At 67.8% G+C, this 16,154-nt stretch carries 13 protein-coding genes and 1 pseudogene; 9 read left to right on the plus strand and 5 right to left on the minus strand.

The features are described 5' to 3' along the window. The first annotated feature begins 44 nt into the window (after nt 1-44). The 5 genes from nuoL (at nt 45) to M3330_RS21725 (ending at nt 6,057) form a co-directional block, all read left to right on the plus strand. Entirely contained in the window at nt 45-1,937 is a 1,893-nt protein-coding gene (nuoL, locus tag M3330_RS21705) for an NADH-quinone oxidoreductase subunit L (protein ID WP_255026304.1), read from the plus strand. A 13-nt stretch (nt 1,938-1,950) separates the two neighbouring features. Continuing rightward, entirely contained in the window at nt 1,951-3,642 is a 1,692-nt protein-coding gene (locus M3330_RS21710; RefSeq protein WP_255026305.1) for an NADH-quinone oxidoreductase subunit M, read from the plus strand. Then, nucleotides 3,639-5,243 (plus strand): NADH-quinone oxidoreductase subunit NuoN, encoded by a 1,605-nt coding sequence (gene nuoN / locus M3330_RS21715; RefSeq protein WP_255026306.1) that lies wholly within the window; start codon nt 3,639-3,641, stop codon nt 5,241-5,243. Before M3330_RS21710 ends, nuoN begins: the two co-directional genes overlap by 4 nt. 66 nt (nt 5,244-5,309) lie before the next feature. Continuing rightward, on the plus strand, nt 5,310-5,831 hold the full coding sequence (gene msrA / locus M3330_RS21720; RefSeq protein ID WP_006554031.1) for a peptide-methionine (S)-S-oxide reductase MsrA: 522 nt from the start codon (nt 5,310-5,312) through the stop codon (nt 5,829-5,831). 85 nt (nt 5,832-5,916) lie between these two features. After that, nucleotides 5,917-6,057 (plus strand): hypothetical protein, encoded by a 141-nt coding sequence (locus tag M3330_RS21725; RefSeq protein WP_255026307.1) that lies wholly within the window; start codon nt 5,917-5,919, stop codon nt 6,055-6,057. Nucleotides 6,058-6,150: 93 nt separating this feature from the next. On the opposite strand, the gene M3330_RS21730 is transcribed toward M3330_RS21725, so the two are convergent. From M3330_RS21730 to M3330_RS21740, 3 genes are all read right to left on the minus strand, one after another. Next, nucleotides 6,151-7,026 carry a cyclopropane mycolic acid synthase family methyltransferase gene (locus M3330_RS21730; protein WP_255026308.1) on the minus strand — a complete coding sequence of 292 codons (876 nt, stop codon included), beginning with the start codon at nt 7,024-7,026 and terminating at the stop codon, nt 6,151-6,153. Nucleotides 7,027-7,205: 179 nt separating this feature from the next. Then, the gene (locus tag M3330_RS21735; protein ID WP_255026309.1) at nt 7,206-8,618 is read right to left on the minus strand and encodes a wax ester/triacylglycerol synthase family O-acyltransferase; all 1,413 of its coding nucleotides are present in this window, start codon (nt 8,616-8,618) and stop codon (nt 7,206-7,208) included. Between the two features lie 363 nt (nt 8,619-8,981). Further along, nucleotides 8,982-9,521 (minus strand): potassium channel family protein, encoded by a 540-nt coding sequence (locus tag M3330_RS21740; RefSeq protein WP_006554027.1) that lies wholly within the window; start codon nt 9,519-9,521, stop codon nt 8,982-8,984. Nucleotides 9,522-9,650: 129 nt separating this feature from the next. On the opposite strand from M3330_RS21740, the gene ppsA reads away from it, so the two are divergent. Next, a complete protein-coding gene (gene ppsA, locus M3330_RS21745; RefSeq protein ID WP_255026311.1) occupies nt 9,651-11,936 on the plus strand; it encodes a phosphoenolpyruvate synthase in 2,286 nt (761 codons plus the stop codon). 37 nt (nt 11,937-11,973) lie between these two features. Here ppsA and M3330_RS21750 read toward each other — a convergent pair. Beyond that, nucleotides 11,974-12,781: pseudogene (locus M3330_RS21750) on the minus strand (universal stress protein). A gap of 237 nt (nt 12,782-13,018) precedes the next feature. Between M3330_RS21750 and M3330_RS21755 the strand changes: the two are divergent. Both M3330_RS21755 and M3330_RS21760 read left to right on the plus strand, forming a co-directional pair. Continuing rightward, a complete protein-coding gene (locus M3330_RS21755) occupies nt 13,019-13,558 on the plus strand; it encodes a flavodoxin domain-containing protein (RefSeq protein WP_255026313.1) in 540 nt (179 codons plus the stop codon). Nucleotides 13,559-13,750: 192 nt separating this feature from the next. Continuing rightward, entirely contained in the window at nt 13,751-14,101 is a 351-nt protein-coding gene (locus M3330_RS21760; RefSeq protein WP_051121666.1) for a hypothetical protein, read from the plus strand. A 466-nt stretch (nt 14,102-14,567) separates the two neighbouring features. Here the strand turns inward: M3330_RS21760 and M3330_RS21765 are convergent, their stop codons facing one another. Further along, nucleotides 14,568-15,140: a hypothetical protein gene (locus M3330_RS21765; RefSeq protein WP_064852356.1), complete on the minus strand. Its 573-nt coding sequence runs from the start codon at nt 15,138-15,140 to the stop codon at nt 14,568-14,570. Nucleotides 15,141-15,277: 137 nt separating this feature from the next. Here M3330_RS21765 and M3330_RS21770 point away from each other — a divergent pair, with 137 nt between their 5' ends. Further along, nucleotides 15,278-16,150 carry a hypothetical protein gene (locus tag M3330_RS21770; RefSeq protein WP_255026318.1) on the plus strand — a complete coding sequence of 291 codons (873 nt, stop codon included), beginning with the start codon at nt 15,278-15,280 and terminating at the stop codon, nt 16,148-16,150. Nucleotides 16,151-16,154: the final 4 nt, after the last annotated feature.

Raw genomic sequence — 16,154 nt, forward strand, 5'->3', positions numbered from 1 at the left:
ACGGTGAGTGTGAGAGCCCACGACGAACCGAGAGGACACGCGGCATGACTTCGTTCCTGAACTCGGCGCTGTGGACGATACCGGCACTGCCCCTGGCCGGCGCGTTCGTTCTGCTGCTCCTCGGGCGTCGCAGCGACCGCTGGGGACATCTGCTCGGGTGCGCCACGGCAATCGCCTCGTTCGTCGTCGGCGCCGTTATGTTCGCCGGACTGCTCGGACTCGACGCGAGCGAGAGGCTCGCGCAGCAGACCGTGTTCACCTGGGTGCCGGTCGGAGAACTGCAGGTCGATCTCGGACTGCGGCTCGACGCGCTGTCGATCTGCTTCGTACTGCTCATCACCGGCGTGGGCTCGCTGATCCACCTCTACTCGATCGGCTACATGGCGCACGATCCGGAGCGCCGGAAGTTCTTCGCCTATCTCAACCTGTTCCTCGCGGCGATGCTGGTGCTCGTCCTCGCCGACAACTTCCTCGTCCTGTACCTCGGGTGGGAGGGCGTCGGTCTCGCCTCCTACCTGCTCATCGGCTTCTGGCAGTACAAGCCCACCGCCGCGACCGCCGCGAAGAAGGCGTTCGTCGTCAACCGCGTCGGCGACATGGGGTTGCTCATCGCTCTCATGATCATGTTCGCGACCTTCGGCAGCCTCGACTACGACACGGTCTTCGCCTCGGTCCCCGCCGCGACCGAAGGCACGGTGACGGCGATCGGCCTGTGCCTGCTCCTGGCCGCGTGCGCGAAATCCGCTCAGCTGCCGCTGCAGTCGTGGCTCGGCGACGCCATGGAGGGCCCCACCCCCGTCTCCGCACTCATCCACGCCGCGACCATGGTCACCGCCGGTGTCTACCTCGTGGTCCGCGCGAACGCGATCTTCGACGCCGCACCGTCCGCACGACTCGCGGTGGTGATCGTCGGCGCCGCGACGCTGCTCTTCGGCGCGATCATCGGCTGCGCCAAGGACGACATCAAGAAGGCGCTCGCGGCATCGACGATGAGCCAGATCGGCTATATGGTGCTCGCCGCCGGTCTCGGCCCCGCCGGGTACGCCTTCGCGATCCTGCACCTGCTCACCCACGGCTTCTTCAAGGCCGGACTGTTCCTCGGCGCCGGCTCGGTGATGCACGCGATGAACGACGAGACCGACATGCGCCGCTACGGCGGACTGCGCGCGGTCATGCCGATCACCTTCGCCACCTTCGGGCTGGGCTACCTCGCGATCATCGGCATCCCGCCGTTCGCCGGGTTCTTCTCCAAGGACAAGATCATCGAGGTGGCCTTCGCCGCCGGCGGTGTCGAAGGCCTCGTGCTCGGTGTCGTCGCGCTGCTCGGTGCGGGACTGACCGCCTTCTACATGACCCGCGTGATGATCCTGACCTTCTTCGGCGACCGGCGATGGGCGCCCGACGCCGTCCCGCACGAGTCGCCGGCCTCGATGACCTGGCCGATGATCGCCCTCGCCGTGGGCTCGGTCGGTGCCGGCGGTCTGCTGGTGTTCGGTGGCGCGTTGCAGCACTGGCTCGAACCCGTCGTCGGCTACGACCATCACGAAGGTGGTCTGCCCGTCTGGCTCGTCACCACCGTCACGCTGGCGGTCGTGCTCGCCGGTGTCGCCGTCGCCTACCGGCAGTACGTGCGCGCACCGGTCCCGGCGACGGCACCCGAAGCGGTGTCGGCGCTGACCGTCGCCGCGCGTCGCGACCTCTACGGCGACGCCGTGAACGAAGCGGTGTTCATGCGTCCCGGTCAGGGTCTGGTGCGCGCCCTGGACGGCGTGGAATCCACCGGCATCGACGGCTCCGTCACCGGTGCCGCCACCGGGATCGGTGCGCTCTCGCGCGGACTGCGCCGGCTGCAGACCGGCTTCGTCCGTTCGTACGCGTTGTACATGTTCGCCGGCGCGACCGTCGTGGTCGGCGCGCTCGTCCTGGTGACGCTGTGATGGGGGTGTACTGGTGACCACCGTTCCCTGGTTGACGATCCTGTGGGTGCTCCCGCTGCTCGGCGCCGCCGTGATCGCGGCCCTGCCCGCACGCCTCGGTTCCGCCACCCGGTCGATCGCCCTGACGGTGTCGATCGCCGTTCTGGTGGTCGCGGTGATCGTTGCCGTCGGATTCGACCGCGCGGGAGAGCGTTTCCAGTTCGTCGAATCGCACGACTGGATCCCCTCGTTCGGCGCCGGCTACCGGCTCGGCGTCGACGGCATCGCCCTGGTGCTGGTCCTGTTGACCGCCGCGCTCGTGCCGTTGCTCCTGGCCGCCGGATGGCACGATCACCGCGCCGCCGACGAGGACGCCGGCGCGGCCCGCCCACGCTCCGCGCACACCTATGTGGCGCTGATCCTGCTCGTCGAGTCGATGGTGCTCGTGTCGTTCACCGCCCTCGACATCCTGCTGTTCTACGTCTTCTTCGAGGCGATGCTCGTCCCGATGTACTTCCTCATAGGCGGGTTCGGGTCGCCGGGGACACCGCGTGCCGACCGGGCACGAGCCGCCGTGAAGTTCCTGCTGTACAATCTGCTCGGCGGACTGGTGATGCTCGCCGCGTTGATCGGCCTGTACGTGGTCACCGCCCGATCCGGGCTGGGGGAGACCGCGGGAGTGGGCACCTTCGACGTCCGGACCGTCACCGCCGCCGCCGTCGCCGGTGATCTCGACGCAACCCCCGCCGTGCTCGCCGCACTGTGTTTCGGTTTCCTCGTCGCCTTCGCGGTGAAGGCTCCACTGTGGCCGCTGCACGGGTGGCTACCCGACGCGGCGGTGCGGACCACGCCGGTCGCGGCGGTGCTCATGATGGCAGTGGTCGACAAAGTCGGCACCTTCGGCATGCTGCGCTACTGCCTGCAGCTCTTCCCCGACGCCTCGGTGACCTTCGCGCCGGTCGTGGTGACTCTCGCCGTCATCGGCATCGTCTACGGCGCGGTGCTCGCGATCGGTCAGACCGACGTGATGCGCCTGATCGCCTACACCTCCATCTCGCACTTCGGGTTCATCGTCCTCGGCATCTTCGCGCTGACCTCGCAGGGGCAGGCCGGCTCGACGCTGTACATGGTCAACCACGGGATCTCCACGGCCGCACTGTTCCTCATTGCCGGTTTCCTCGTCTCGCGGCGCGGAGACCGCACCATCGCCGCCTATGGCGGGGTGCAGAAGGTCGCTCCGGTCCTCGCCGGAACCTTCCTCGTCGCCGGACTGGCGACCCTGTCCCTGCCCGGGCTCGCGCCGTTCGTCAGCGAGTTCCTCGTCTTCGTCGGCACCTATCCGCGCTACCAGGTGGCTGCGGTGATCGCGACACTCGCGCTCGTGCTGTCCGCGCTCTACGTGCTGTGGCTCTACCAGCGCATGATGGGCGGACCCGTGCGCCTGCCCGGTGGGGACGACGGTGACGACGGGAACGGCGGTGCCGAACACGCCCGCAGGCTCTCCGATCTCGTGCCTCGTGAGGTCGCGGTGGTCGCGCCGCTGATCGCGTTGCTGCTCGTTCTGGGGATCTATCCGAAACCCGCGCTCGATGTCATCACCCCGGCGGTCGACGACACGCTCGTCTCGATCGACATCTCCCGGCCCGAACCGGTGGTGCCCGCCGAGCGACCCGTCGCCGAGAGTGGTGTTCCCGCGCACGGTTCCGAGGAAGGTGAAGCCGAATGAACCCCTCCGAGGGCATCGTCGTTCTTGCCGCGTCGATTCCCGCCCCGGCGATCGACTACGGACTGATCGCACCGATCCTCATCGTCTTCGCCGCCGCCGTCGTCGGTGTGCTGATCGAGTCGTTCGCGCCGACCTCGGCACGCTACCTCGCCCACGTGCTCCTGACGACGGGTGCGCTCGTGGCGGCGTTCGTCGCCGTGGTGATGCTCGCGGGAACCCGTGCGACCACCCTGTCGGGGGCGGTCGTGATCGACGGACCGGCGCTGTTCCTGCAGGGATCGGTCCTGATCGTGGCGGTGCTGTCGGTTGCGCTCGTCGCGGAACGGAGTATCGAACAGGTTCGCGCGCAATCGGTTTCCCGCGCCGCGGTCGGTGCGCATCTCGACGCATTCGCGCCCCAGGCGTCGGCGATTCCGGGTACCGCGGCCGAACGGCAGGCGTTCGCGGCGGGCGGCGCACGGACCGAGGTCTTCCCGCTCCTGCTGTTCGCGGTGGGCGGGATGCTCGTGTTCCCGGCCTCGAACGACCTGCTGACGATGTTCGTCGCGCTCGAAGTGCTGTCGCTGCCGCTGTACCTGCTGTGCGGCCTGGCGCGGCGCCGGCGGTTGCTCTCCCAGGAAGCAGCACTGAAGTACTTCCTGCTGGGCGCGTTCTCGTCGGCGTTCTTCCTGTACGGCGTGGCGATGCTCTACGGCTACGCCGGGACCGTCCACCTCGGCGGGATCGCCCTGGCCATCGACACCGGCGCGGGCAGCGAGAGCACCGCGCTCGTCGGGGTGGGTCTGCTGGCCGTCGGGTTGCTCTTCAAGATCGGAGCGGTGCCCTTCCATTCGTGGACGCCGGACGTCTATCAGGGCGCGCCGACGCCCGTGACGGCGTTCATGGCCGCCGCGACGAAGATCGCCGCATTCGGCGCACTGCTGCGAGTGCTCTACGTCGCGGTTCCCGGTTCCGCCGACCAGTGGCGTCCGATCCTGTGGGCCGTCGCGATCGCGACGATGATCGTCGGTGCGGTTCTGGCGGTGACGCAGAACGACATCAAGCGCATGCTCGCGTACTCGGCGATCAGCCATACCGGATTCGTGCTCACCGGTGTCGTGGCCGGCACCGCGTCCGGGGTGTCGTCGACGCTGTTCTATCTGCTCGTCTACGGGATCGGGACGGTCGGTGTGTTCGCCGTGGTGACGCTGGTGCGCGACCCGGACGGCGAGACGTGGGAGCTGTCGCGCTGGGCCGGTGCCGGGCGGCGCTCACCGTTGCTCGGCGGGGCGTTCGCGCTGTTCCTGCTGTCGCTGGCGGGCATTCCGCTCACCAGCGGGTTCATCGCGAAGTTCGCGGTCTTCGGTGCGGCGATCGAGGGCGGTGCGGCTCCGCTCGTGATCGTCGGTGTGCTGGTCAGTGCGGTCGCCGCCTACTTCTACGTGCGGGTGATCGTGCTGATGTTCTTCACCGACCCGACCGACGACGCCCCGCGGCTCGCGACCTCGACCGTGGCGACGAGCGCGGCGATCGCGTTCGCGGCGGTGGCGACGGTGCTGCTCGGCATCCTGCCGCAACCCGTCCTCGACCTCGCCGAACGGGCGGCGGTGTTCGTGCTCTGACCACGAGCGGGCGCGGGCAGGGAATGTCGCGACCGTCGTATCGGTTCCACCTCCCGAGGAGGCGTAATGACCGATACACGCAACGCGATTCTGGCAGGCGGATGCTTCTGGGGTATGGAGGAGCTGATCCGGAGACAGCCCGGGGTGGTGTCGACGCGGGTCGGCTACACCGGTGGGCAGAACGATCACCCTACCTACCGCAACCATCCGGGGCACGCGGAGTCCGTCGAGATCGTCTACGACCCCGCACGGACCGACTACCGGGCGCTGCTCGAGTTCTTCTTCCAGATCCACGATCCGACCACCCTGAACCGGCAGGGCAACGACGTCGGGGCGTCCTACCGTTCTGCGATCTTCTACCTCGACGACGAGCAGAAGCAGGTCGCGGTGGACACCATCGCCGACGTCGAGGCGTCGGGTCTGTGGCCCGGCACGGTGGTCACCGAGGTGACTCCCGCGAGCACCTTCTGGGAGGCCGAACCCGAGCACCAGGACTATCTTCAGCACTACCCGAACGGGTACACCTGCCACTTCCCGCGGCCGGACTGGAGGCTGCCGAACAGTCGCATCGCCGACGCGGCGAACTGAATCACGCGCACGGGTGGTTCCTTCCGCGGATCCGTATCGTGGAGGTACAGGTTGTGACGCCACTGCGGAGGAGTGCTCGATGGGAATGTTCGGCAAGGCTATGAAGAGCGCCGCCGTGGTCAAGGCGATCCAGGTCGCCCGACGCGAAGCGGCCAAGCCCGAGAATCAGCGCAAGGCCAAGGAGATGCTCGCCAAGCTGCAGCAGAAGCGCCGCGGCCCGCACTGATCTGCCCCTCGCTGATCCGTTGTCCACCCGGGCAGCGGATCGGCGTGCAGGCTCACCGGTTTCGTTGTGCCGCCGGTCCCTCGGGACCGAGCCTCAGCGGTGCTGCTGCTTCACGAGGGTGAACTGCTGGACGTCGATGAGGCGACGTCGGAAGTTCGCGGCGCACCCGGTGAGGTACCTGATGTATCGCTGGTAGACCTCCTCGGAGGCCATCCGCACCGCGTCGTTGCGCCGCGCCTCGAGGGCTCGCGCCCACAGGTCGAGCGTGCGAGCGTAATGAGGTTGCAGGGACTCGCTGTTCTGCACCCAGAAGCTGTTGCGTTGTGCGCCGGTGATGACCAGATCCCGGTCGGGGAGCTGTCCTCCGGGGAAGATTTCCCTCATGATGAACCGCAGGAACAGTGCGTCCTCGCGGGTGACCGGCACCTTCATCGCCTCGAACTGGGCGCGGGAATGGCCCACGATGGTGTGCAGCAGCATCCTGCCGTCGTCGGGCAGGATGCGAGAGGCGCGGTCGAAGAAGGTGTCGTACCGCTGTCGGCGGAAATGCTCGAACGCTCCGATGCTGACGATGCGGTCCACCGGCTCGTCGAACTCCTCCCAGCCTTGTAGACGCACTTCCGCGGTACGGCCTCCGGAGGCCATGCCCGAGAGCAGACCGGACACGTGTTCGTACTGGTTGCGGCTCAACGTCAGACCGATGACGTGCACGTCGTATCGCTCCGCCGCCCGCATCATCGTCGAGCCCCAACCGCAACCGATATCCAGCAGCGTCATCCCGGGCCGGAGATCGCACTTACGGAGAGCAAGATCGACTTTCGCGATCTGAGCTTCCTCGAGGTTCATGTCGTCGCATTCGAAGTAGGCGCAACTGTACGTGCGCGTGGGGTCGAGGAACAGTTCGAAGAAGTCGTCGGACAGGTCGTAGTGGGTCTGGACCTTCTCGTAGAACGGCGTCAGTTGCTGCATTCGGACCTACTCTCCGCGAGGAGTGGGACACGAGTTCCGGTGCGGGGCGTCGGTGCGTCCCGGCGATACACCGCTATCGGTCGATAGTGCTCCGGCAGAGCGCCTTCTCCCACGGGAACGGCGATTCCTGGGGCAGATGTCCGACTCGGGCACCGGCGTGCTGCCGTTATTCCGTGGTGTCAGCCCGCACGGACGGATGTCTCGTCGGCGACCGGCACGATGTCGAACGCGTCCTCCAGCTCTCCGAGGGCGGTATCGAAGTGATCGAGCAGAGGCTGCAGCTGCGGCAGGCTGCGACTGCACGAGGTCAGGCCGAAAGCGATCGCGTCGTCGGTGCTCGTGCACGTGATGTTCAGTGCCTGACCGTCGACCGGCACGGACAGTGGATACACCGCATCCACGCGAGCGCCGTTCCAGTACAACGGATCCGGAGCTCCCGGCACGTTCGAGACGATGACGTTGAAGGGCGGTCGCGGGAGTGCACGATTGCGGGTGAGGATCCCCACCGCCAGAGGCGCGACGCCGAGTGCACTGGCCGCCAACCGGGACAGGGAGGACATCCCCTGCATGGAGGCCTTGCCCTGCGTCGTCGATGCCGACACCCGGGCCAGCCGGTCGGCCGGATCGGCGAGATCCGTACCCATATCAGCCATCAGGACACCGAGTTCGTTTCCGGCGCAATCTTTCTCGGGTCGCAGGCACATCGGGACCATGGCCACGAGCGACTTGTCGGGCAACGCCCCCTGCTCGCTCAGGAAGGCGCGCAGTGCTCCCGACGACATGGCCAGCACGACATCGTTGACGGTCGCGTCGGCCGCTCTCGACACAGCACGCAGGCGGGTCAGCGTCCACGAGCGCGCGGCAAACCGGCGCGTCCCCGAGATCGGCACGTTGATCATGGTGTTCGGCGCGGCGAGCGACAGCGATCCGCCACCGCCGCGCAGCGCCCTGTTCACGGTGCCGGCCAGCGCGGGCACGAAACCGGTGACCTCGGACGTCGCCGTCCGCACCGCCTGCATCGCGGCTTCGGGAGGATCTGGCGCGGTCCCGGACGAGTGGGAGCGGCTCGGCGCGTCGAAGAGCGACCACGGTGCCGGCATGTCGGTCTGCTCGGAGTCCGGACTCAGGGCGCGGCGCAGCAACTTCATCGCGCCCACGCCGTCGGCGAGGGCATGGTGGATCTTCGTGTAAACGGCGAGCCGGCCGTCCGCGAGACCCTCGATGACATGCATCTGCCACAACGGCCGGCTCCGGTCGAGCAGCGTGCTGTGCAGCCGGGAGACGAGATCCCACAGTTCGTCGAGCCCGCCGGGCTGCGGCAACGCGTTGCGTCGTACGTGGTAGCTCAGGTCCAATTCCGAGTCCTCTTCCCACGCCCACTGGCCGAAGGTGCCCAGGGAGCGGACCGCGCGCTTACGCCACAGCGGGGCGACCTCACCGTTCTGTGTGGCGGCGGTGAACAGTGCCCCGAGATCCGCGGCGCTCGTACCGTCCTGGGGACTCAGAAGGATCAGTCCGCCCACATGCATCGGATGATCACGGGACTCCCCGAGAAGGAACATCGAATCGGCGGGCGACATGGGTGGACGCATCAGCACGTTTCCTCCGCCCGGTACCCCGGGCAGTTCGTGACGAGGCCCCCTGCCGCCCCGTCGACATGTGCGTCAAACCATGACCCCCATCACAGATTTATGACGCGACACAACTAATACGCGACACCGGGCCATATCGCCAAGTCCGGACGCCCGATTGCCCACCGAAGTGAGAATTGTTGTCCGATTTGCGAACTCCGAGGCGCTTTCGCGGTCCACATGACGCTGTCGACGACGGTTCCCCATTCAGCATCTCGGACCTCGGACATCTGCCAGTGGACGTCGAATCCTTTCAAGGATCACCCCGCGCGGCGGTTGGGGAATACCCGGACGCCGAATCGCGTAGGTCGATCCCGTGATCGGTCACTCCTCGTCCCCGCGATTGCGACGACGCCACTGCACGGCGGCCGTGAGCAATCGGATCCCGAGAGCCAGGAAGATCAGATTTGCGATCATCTGCACCGACACGACGGCTCGCGCGGTCTCGGTTACAGCGGAGATGTCCCCGAATCCCACCGTGGAGAAGACCGTCAGACAGAAGTACAGGGCATCGACGCGGGACAGTGGTTCGGTGAAGTTGTCCGGATGCGCCACGGACATGCGGAGATAAAGGGTTGCGAAGACCACGAGATAGGCGGACACGATCGTGGTGAGTGCCTCGACGGCCTGGACCGCCGGGTACTCGGACGCGAGAATCCTGCGGATCTGCCACCAGCCGACCATCAGGACCGCAGTGCCACCACCGACGAGGGTCAGGACCTCGGACGTGCTGCGGACATGCTCGACCGGAATCACGAAGTAAACGCTGACCAGCACGAAGGCGGTGAGCGTCGGACGCGCTATCGCGGTCAGGATCAACCGTTTCCGCTCCCGCGGATCAGGTGTGCGCGGAGGATCGGCCACGGTCGTCCCCGTCCCGGAATGATGACCTTTGCCCCTACGGTATCGATCGGGCCGGGGCGACGATGGGAAGACCGAGTATCCGATCCGGCCCGGAAGGTCGACGCGGGCGGGGAGTGTGGGGAGTCGTCGATGACCGAACACGAACTGTGGGTCCGACCGATCGCGGAGGTGGGCGCCGCCGACGCGCCGACCGTCGGTGGCAAGTCCGCGAACCTCGGAGAGCTCACCCGCGCAGGCTTTCCGGTACCGCCGGCGTTCGCCGTCACCACCGCCGCCTATCTCGACGCGATGGACGCAGCCGGCATCCGATCCCGGCTGGCCGCCGAGGCCGTGCCCGACCCCGATATCGACGACGCCACCCTCATCCGTACCTCCGCGGAACTCGCCGCCCTGGTGACGGGTTCGAGCGTCCCGGCCGGGATGCGCGCGGCGATCGTCTCCGCCTACGAGAGCCTCGGTCCCGACGCGCCGGTTGCAGTGCGGTCGTCGGCTCCCGCGGAGGACGCCTCCGACACATCGTTCGCCGGGATCCACGAGTCGTACACGAACGTCATCGGTCCGGACGCGGTGATCCGCGCGGTGCAGGCGTGCTGGGCCTCGTTGTGGTCCGAACGCGCCCGCACCTACCGAGGGTTGCGCGGGGTGACCGACGAGCCGTCCATCGCGGTGGTGGTCCAGGTGATGGTGAAGTCCGAATTGTCGGGCGTGGCCTTCACGGCCGACCCGCGCACGGGCGAACTCGATCGCATCGTCATCGAGGCAGCTCTCGGTCTCGGAGAGGTCGTCGTCGGCGGGCAGGTCGAACCCGACACCTATGTCGTCGCGAAGGACGGCCTCGAGGTGCTCGACGTGCGTCTCGGTCATCAGGAGTTCCGCATCACCTCCACCGACAGCGGGGACAGTCGCGTCGCCGTCGATCCCACGCGCCGCACCCGAGTGCTCGACGACGATCAGCTCGTGCGCGTCGCGCGCCTGGCCGCCGGAGTCGAAGAGCACTACGGGCGCCCCCAGGACCTCGAGTTCGCGTTCGCGGACGACGAATTGTGGATCGTGCAGACCCGCCCGATCACCACGCTCGATCAACCGGCGGCGCCCGCCCCGTCCGGAAACGGCGAGGCACGAGCGTTGCTGGCCGGTCTCGGTGCCGGCCCCGGGACGGCGACCGGCCGAGTGCGGGTGCTCCACGAACTGGTCGACGGGAAGAAGCTGAACGACGGCGAGATCATCGTGGCGCCGATGACCAGACCCGACTGGTTGCCGATTCTGCGCCGCGCCGGCGGCATCGTCACCGACGGTGGTGGTATCACCTGCCACGCGGCCATCGTCGGACGCGAACTCGGCAAGCCCGTCGTGGTCGGTGCACGTACCGCCACCAAGGATCTGAAGGACGGGCAACTGATCACCGTCGACGGCAACGCCGGTGTGGTGTTCGACGGCGCAGTCCACACGGCGGAACGGCCCGTCGCGACGGTATCCGCGCCTGCGGCGTCGGCCGTCGCCGCCGAAACCGTTACGGCCACAGCGGTCTACGTCAATCTCGCGACTCCGGATGCCGCGGAGTCGGTCGCCGCGACCGATGTCGACGGCGTCGGTCTGCTCCGTGCCGAGTTCATGATCACCGAAGCACTCGCGGGCGAACACCCTTCGCACATGATCGCGCAGGGACGCCGCGACGAGTACGTGGAGAAGATGGCGGGTGGCCTGGCGCGGATCGCGGCGGCCTTCGCCCCGCGTTCGGTCGTATACCGTGCGATCGACCTGCGCAGCAACGAATTCGCCGATCTCGAGGGTGGGGAGGTCGAACCTCACGAAGAGAACCCGATGATCGGTTACCGCGGGTGCTTCCGGTACATCCGGGATCCGGAACTGTTCTCCTTGGATCTCGATGTGCTGCACCGGGTTCGGCGCACACACCCGAACGTGCATCTGATGATCCCGTTCGTGCGCACCCGCTGGGAGCTGCGGGACTGCCTCGCCCAACTCGACCGGCATCCGCTCGGTTCCGACCAGCGCATGCAGCGCTGGATCATGGCCGAGGTCCCGTCGGTCGTCTACTGGTTGCCGGAATACGCGAAGCTCGGCATCCACGGCGTGTCCATCGGAACCAACGACCTCACGCAGTTGATGCTCGGCGTGGACCGGGACTCGGAGGTGTGCAAGGACCTGTTCGACACCCTCGACCCCGCGGTGCTCGACGCGATCGACCACATCATCGAACGGGCCTCGGCCGCGGGACTGACGACGTCGTTGTGCGGTCAGGCCGTGTCGACGAGCACCGACCTCGCCGAGCATCTCGTGCGGCGCGGCATCACCTCCGTGTCGGTCGCGCCCGACGCCGCGGCGCAGACGAGACGGACGGTGGCGCGAGCGGAACAACGCATCCTGCTCGACCGCGCCCGGCGCGCCGGGGCATGACCGGCGGGGAACCGTCCTTCGTCAGGGGCGCCGCGCACTACGGGACGACCATCACGGGCCAGGTCACCGTGTACAGCAGCGCCCATGTGGTGGATCCCAGCATCAGGTTCGGGAACCCGCCTCGACCACGACGGCCGAGAACGAGCAACTGCGCATCGGCAGCGTGCGATGCCAGATAGTGGGAGGGCTGGTCCAGCACCACCACCGGGTGCACCCGCACGTCGGGGAACTCCTCGCCGTGCCCGGCGAGACTCTCGGACAACAGTGCCCGCTCCTTGTTCTCCACGCTGTCCCACTCGATCCGGAATCGGAACGGACCGCGCACATCGAGGTCGGACCACGCGTGGGCTGCCACCACGTCGGTGCCGCGCAGCGAGGCCTCCTCGAACGCGGCGGACACCGCGCACACTGTGCTCCGAACCGTCGACGCCGACGACCACCGGACGCGTGACCACCGCTCGGCTGACCGAACCGAATCGCTCCCAGCCGAACCGGTTGTCCCCGGCCCCGACCACGACCATCGACGCCGACTTCGATCGGTCCACCAGTTCGAGCGACGGAGAATCGGTGCACAGGTGGGTCTCGATGTCGAGCTCATCCTCGGGCACCGCGCGGCGCGCGTATCCGGCGGCATCGAGGAGCATGTCGCGTCCCTCGGATCCCTCCTGCTCGAAGAATCCGGCGGGCATGCCGATCGGGACACCGAACGTGTTGCGGACCGACACGATGGTGACCAGCGACAACGGGAGCCGGCACCGTTCCGCCTCGCGAGCTGCCCAGACCACGGCCTGCAGGGACGCTCTCGATCCGTCCACTCCGGCGACGATGGGGTGGTGTGCTGTCATCACGATCACCTCGGTGCCTGTCCGAGCTGCGGGCACGGCCGTTTCGGGCCCTGCTTTTTCCGGGATCCTGCGGTTTCGGGACCCTGCCAGCACACACTCGGACCGGTCGGTCGCACAAGAGTCGACGGTCCCGACCTGCCCGCAGGAAGTGACCGAAGACCCTCACGTGCCGTGCACGCCGCTTCTCACACTGGAGACTGCATCCGGCGCAATCACCCACTACCGAAAGGCCCCGCCATGTCCGTCCTGATCGGCTACGCGACCGCTCGAGGGTCGACGCGGGGAATCGCCGAACGCATCGCTGCGGGACTGGAAAGCCGCGGTGCCGTGGAACTGCGCGCGCTCGGCGATGTCGCGTCGGTACGAACGTACGAGGCGCTGATCGTCGGAAGTGCGATCCACAACGGGCAGTGGCTCCCCGAGGCTTCCGATGCGATCTATCGGCTGGGCACCGAATCGGAAGGGCGACCGGTGTGGGCGTTCTCCGTCTCGTCGATCGGAGCGACCAACACGATTCTCTCGCCCCGGGTGGCGGCATATCTGCGACGGGTCACGCCGGAACCTCGGGCGGTGCAGAACCTCCGTTCGATCACCGATGTGCGTGATCACCGTTTCTTCGCCGGTGCCATCGCTTCGGGCGACTGGGCCGGAATCGGGCGGATCGTCTTCCGGCTGATGGGCGGACACTACGGCGATGCCCGGGACTGGGTCGACGTCGACGCGTGGACGGAGAGGATCCGGGAAGGCCTCATCGATATACCGCGTGATCAGGGCTGACCGGTGCCGGTCGGGCCGGCCGGGGGAGTGACGGAGACCTAGCCATTTCACCAGCCACAGCCACCGCGACAACGGTTCGTCGAGATCGCCGCGCAGATGCACCGGATAGGGCACCGCCGCCGGGTGCGAAGGTGCGGTGACCGGAGTGGCGCCGGTAGCGGGAGCGGACACCGGACCGGGCGGCGGAGGCCCGTGCCGACCGAGTCCGACCGCGCCGGCGAGCAGCAGAGGGACACCGACGGCGAGAAGAACCAGACCGAGGATCAGCAGGGCGAGCACGGCCGGTCCGAGCAGGTCGATGTGGATCCCGGCGCGCACGTCCACGCCGATCCCTGCGGATGCGTCGGCGTTCATCACCACCACGGTCCATGTGCCGTCGCGCAGATCCCATTCCACTTGCTGGGTGCCGGTCCCGTCCGCCGATGCGACCCAGAACTGTTGCGCGTAAGGAGCAGCCGGGGTGTCGCCCCCGGGAACGTCACGGTAGGTGACCTCGAACGGCTCGAACCGCAGATCGGTCACGACGGTGTGGGCGACCCCTGAGAGATAGGCCTCGACCTCCCCGACGGGAGCGATCCCGACGAACACCGCCGATGCGGGATCGAGTGCGGTGGCCTGCACCAGAAGCCGGCCGATGTCCTCACTGCGCAGACCCGTGGGGCTCTGATCGTCGGTGACGAGGTCGAGACGTTCGGAGACCAACGCGTGCGTCTGCGTCCGGAGGGTCCCCTCGGGACCGGTGATGAAACCGTCGGCGCGCTGGACGACGAAGAACCACCCCAGAATGAGCGCTCCGACCGCGGCAGCGCCTCGGAGGAGCACGAGGAGAATACCGACGACCAGCATGACCACTTTGCCGACGTTCATCGATCCGTCCTCCGCGCACCGTGACGATCACCGAGTCGCTACGGGAGGGTGTTCGTAGAACGATTGTGGCAGCTCGATCGGTCTTTGTCGGCGTCAATCGAGCATTACGGGGTATCGAGAACTTCCTCGGCCGATCGAGCGATCAGCGAAGGCCGAAGGACGGACTCTCCTCGCGCCGCCGCGCGACGATGTCGTCGAACGCGTCGATCAGCCCCTCGGGATACCAGCGGGGATTCGTGTCGGCGGTGGTGGCGACGAGCAGCAACTGGTGTTCGCGTGCGTCCACGGCTACCCGGGCGAGCCGGGTGCGCCCCTCGTCGTCGAGCGCCGCGACCGTCGCGGCGAGATCGGCGACGAGCAACACGCGCGGGGGGTCGACGACCGGCGAATCGAGTTCGGCGACCACGTCGGTGATCTGATCGGTGGTGGTGGCCCAGCAACACGGCCCCGTGGGGAGCGAGGCGGAGCCACCGAGCCAGCGATGACGACGGTGCGGATCGATGACCACCAGGTTGTGGGTGCCGCCGGTCAGTGTCGTCATCGCGATCAGGTCGAGCGACACGCTGGGCGACGAGCGGCGCTCGTCGCGTCGGATCAGCAGGTGCCGTCCGGCGGACAGATCCCACGAGACGGGCGTGCCGTCGTTGTCGCGCCCGAACGGGATCGTCGTCCGGCACGCGATCACCCGGGAGCCCGGTCCGCGAGCGGGGCGCACCGGGACAGACGATCGGCACGGTCGACGAGTGGGCGGAGTGGCGGGCATCGACATGGTGGATCCGTTTCGTGTCGCTGGTTCCGGAGCGATCCTCGGACGACCGAACTGTAGAGGCGGGCACCGACAGGAACGGTCGCGTGCAGGTCGCGGCCGTCACTGCTCGTCCGCTTCGGGGTAACCGCCCGATTGCGACAGCCCTCGCCGTAGCCGCCCTCACCGCCCTCGGCGGTCACATCGCCTCCGCAGCGCCCGTGCCGATCGTGGACGACACCGGCGCGATCGCTGCTCCGAGCAGTACCCAGATCTCGTTCGCGCACACCCCGACCGGTCTGCGCGCCGGCACTGCGAACGAGCACGAGTCCCGCGCCGACGTATCGATCGTCAAGATGTATCCGGCCGAGTACGTTCTCACCTACGTCGATCCTGCGGATCACGCCGACGCGACGGAGATGATCCGGTCGTCGAACGACGCGATCGCGGACCGCCTGCACGCGGAATACCCCCAGGCGATCTCGTCGACCGCGGCGGAGTTCGGGCTCACCGACACCCACGTGCCCGGCTACTGGGGTGTGGGCACCACGTCGACGCACGACATGGTCACCTATCGCGAGACGAAGAAGCGCACTGATCCCGGTTCGCCGGTGCTCGCCGCGATGGCCTCGGCCTACGACACCGCGGTCGACGGATATCCGCAGGACTACGGCACGGCGCTGATCGCCGGAGTGATCGGCACGAAGCGGGGTTGGAGCGACGACCGCTCGTTCCACGCCTCCGACTCGTTCGGTCCCGATTTCTCGGTCGCGGCGTCGACCTACGGATCGGCAGGGACGCTCTCGGAGCACGTCCTCGGCGCGTTCACCGAAAGGGTCCCACCCGGACCGGAGACCGGTCCTTCTCTGCAGGATTGCCCGCCGCTGTGCCGGCTCGCCGGCGATCCGCTTCTCGGGCCGCCCGCGCAGGATCTCCTCGACGGGTTGCCGCCGGTCGTCACCGATCCGATCTGCGGCTGATCCC

Origin of the sequence: Rhodococcus sp. GA1 (assembly GCF_024321955.1) — a bacterium.
In the GTDB taxonomy this organism is placed as follows: Bacteria; Actinomycetota; Actinomycetes; order Mycobacteriales; family Mycobacteriaceae; genus Rhodococcus; species Rhodococcus pyridinivorans.

What these genes read in the sequence shown, in the direction of transcription:
- nuoL (WP_255026304.1), top strand. Translation starts at nt 45, where the DNA reads ATGACTTCGTTCCTGAACTCGGCGCTGTGGACGATACCGGCACTGCCC.
- nuoN (WP_255026306.1), top strand. Translation starts at nt 3,639, where the DNA reads ATGAACCCCTCCGAGGGCATCGTCGTTCTTGCCGCGTCGATTCCCGCC.
- msrA (WP_006554031.1), top strand. Translation starts at nt 5,310, where the DNA reads ATGACCGATACACGCAACGCGATTCTGGCAGGCGGATGCTTCTGGGGT.
- M3330_RS21725 (WP_255026307.1), top strand. Translation starts at nt 5,917, where the DNA reads ATGTTCGGCAAGGCTATGAAGAGCGCCGCCGTGGTCAAGGCGATCCAG.
- M3330_RS21730 (WP_255026308.1), bottom strand. Translation starts at nt 7,026, where the DNA reads ATGCAGCAACTGACGCCGTTCTACGAGAAGGTCCAGACCCACTACGAC.
- M3330_RS21735 (WP_255026309.1), bottom strand. Translation starts at nt 8,618, where the DNA reads ATGCGTCCACCCATGTCGCCCGCCGATTCGATGTTCCTTCTCGGGGAG.
- ppsA (WP_255026311.1), top strand. Translation starts at nt 9,651, where the DNA reads ATGACCGAACACGAACTGTGGGTCCGACCGATCGCGGAGGTGGGCGCC.
- M3330_RS21755 (WP_255026313.1), top strand. Translation starts at nt 13,019, where the DNA reads ATGTCCGTCCTGATCGGCTACGCGACCGCTCGAGGGTCGACGCGGGGA.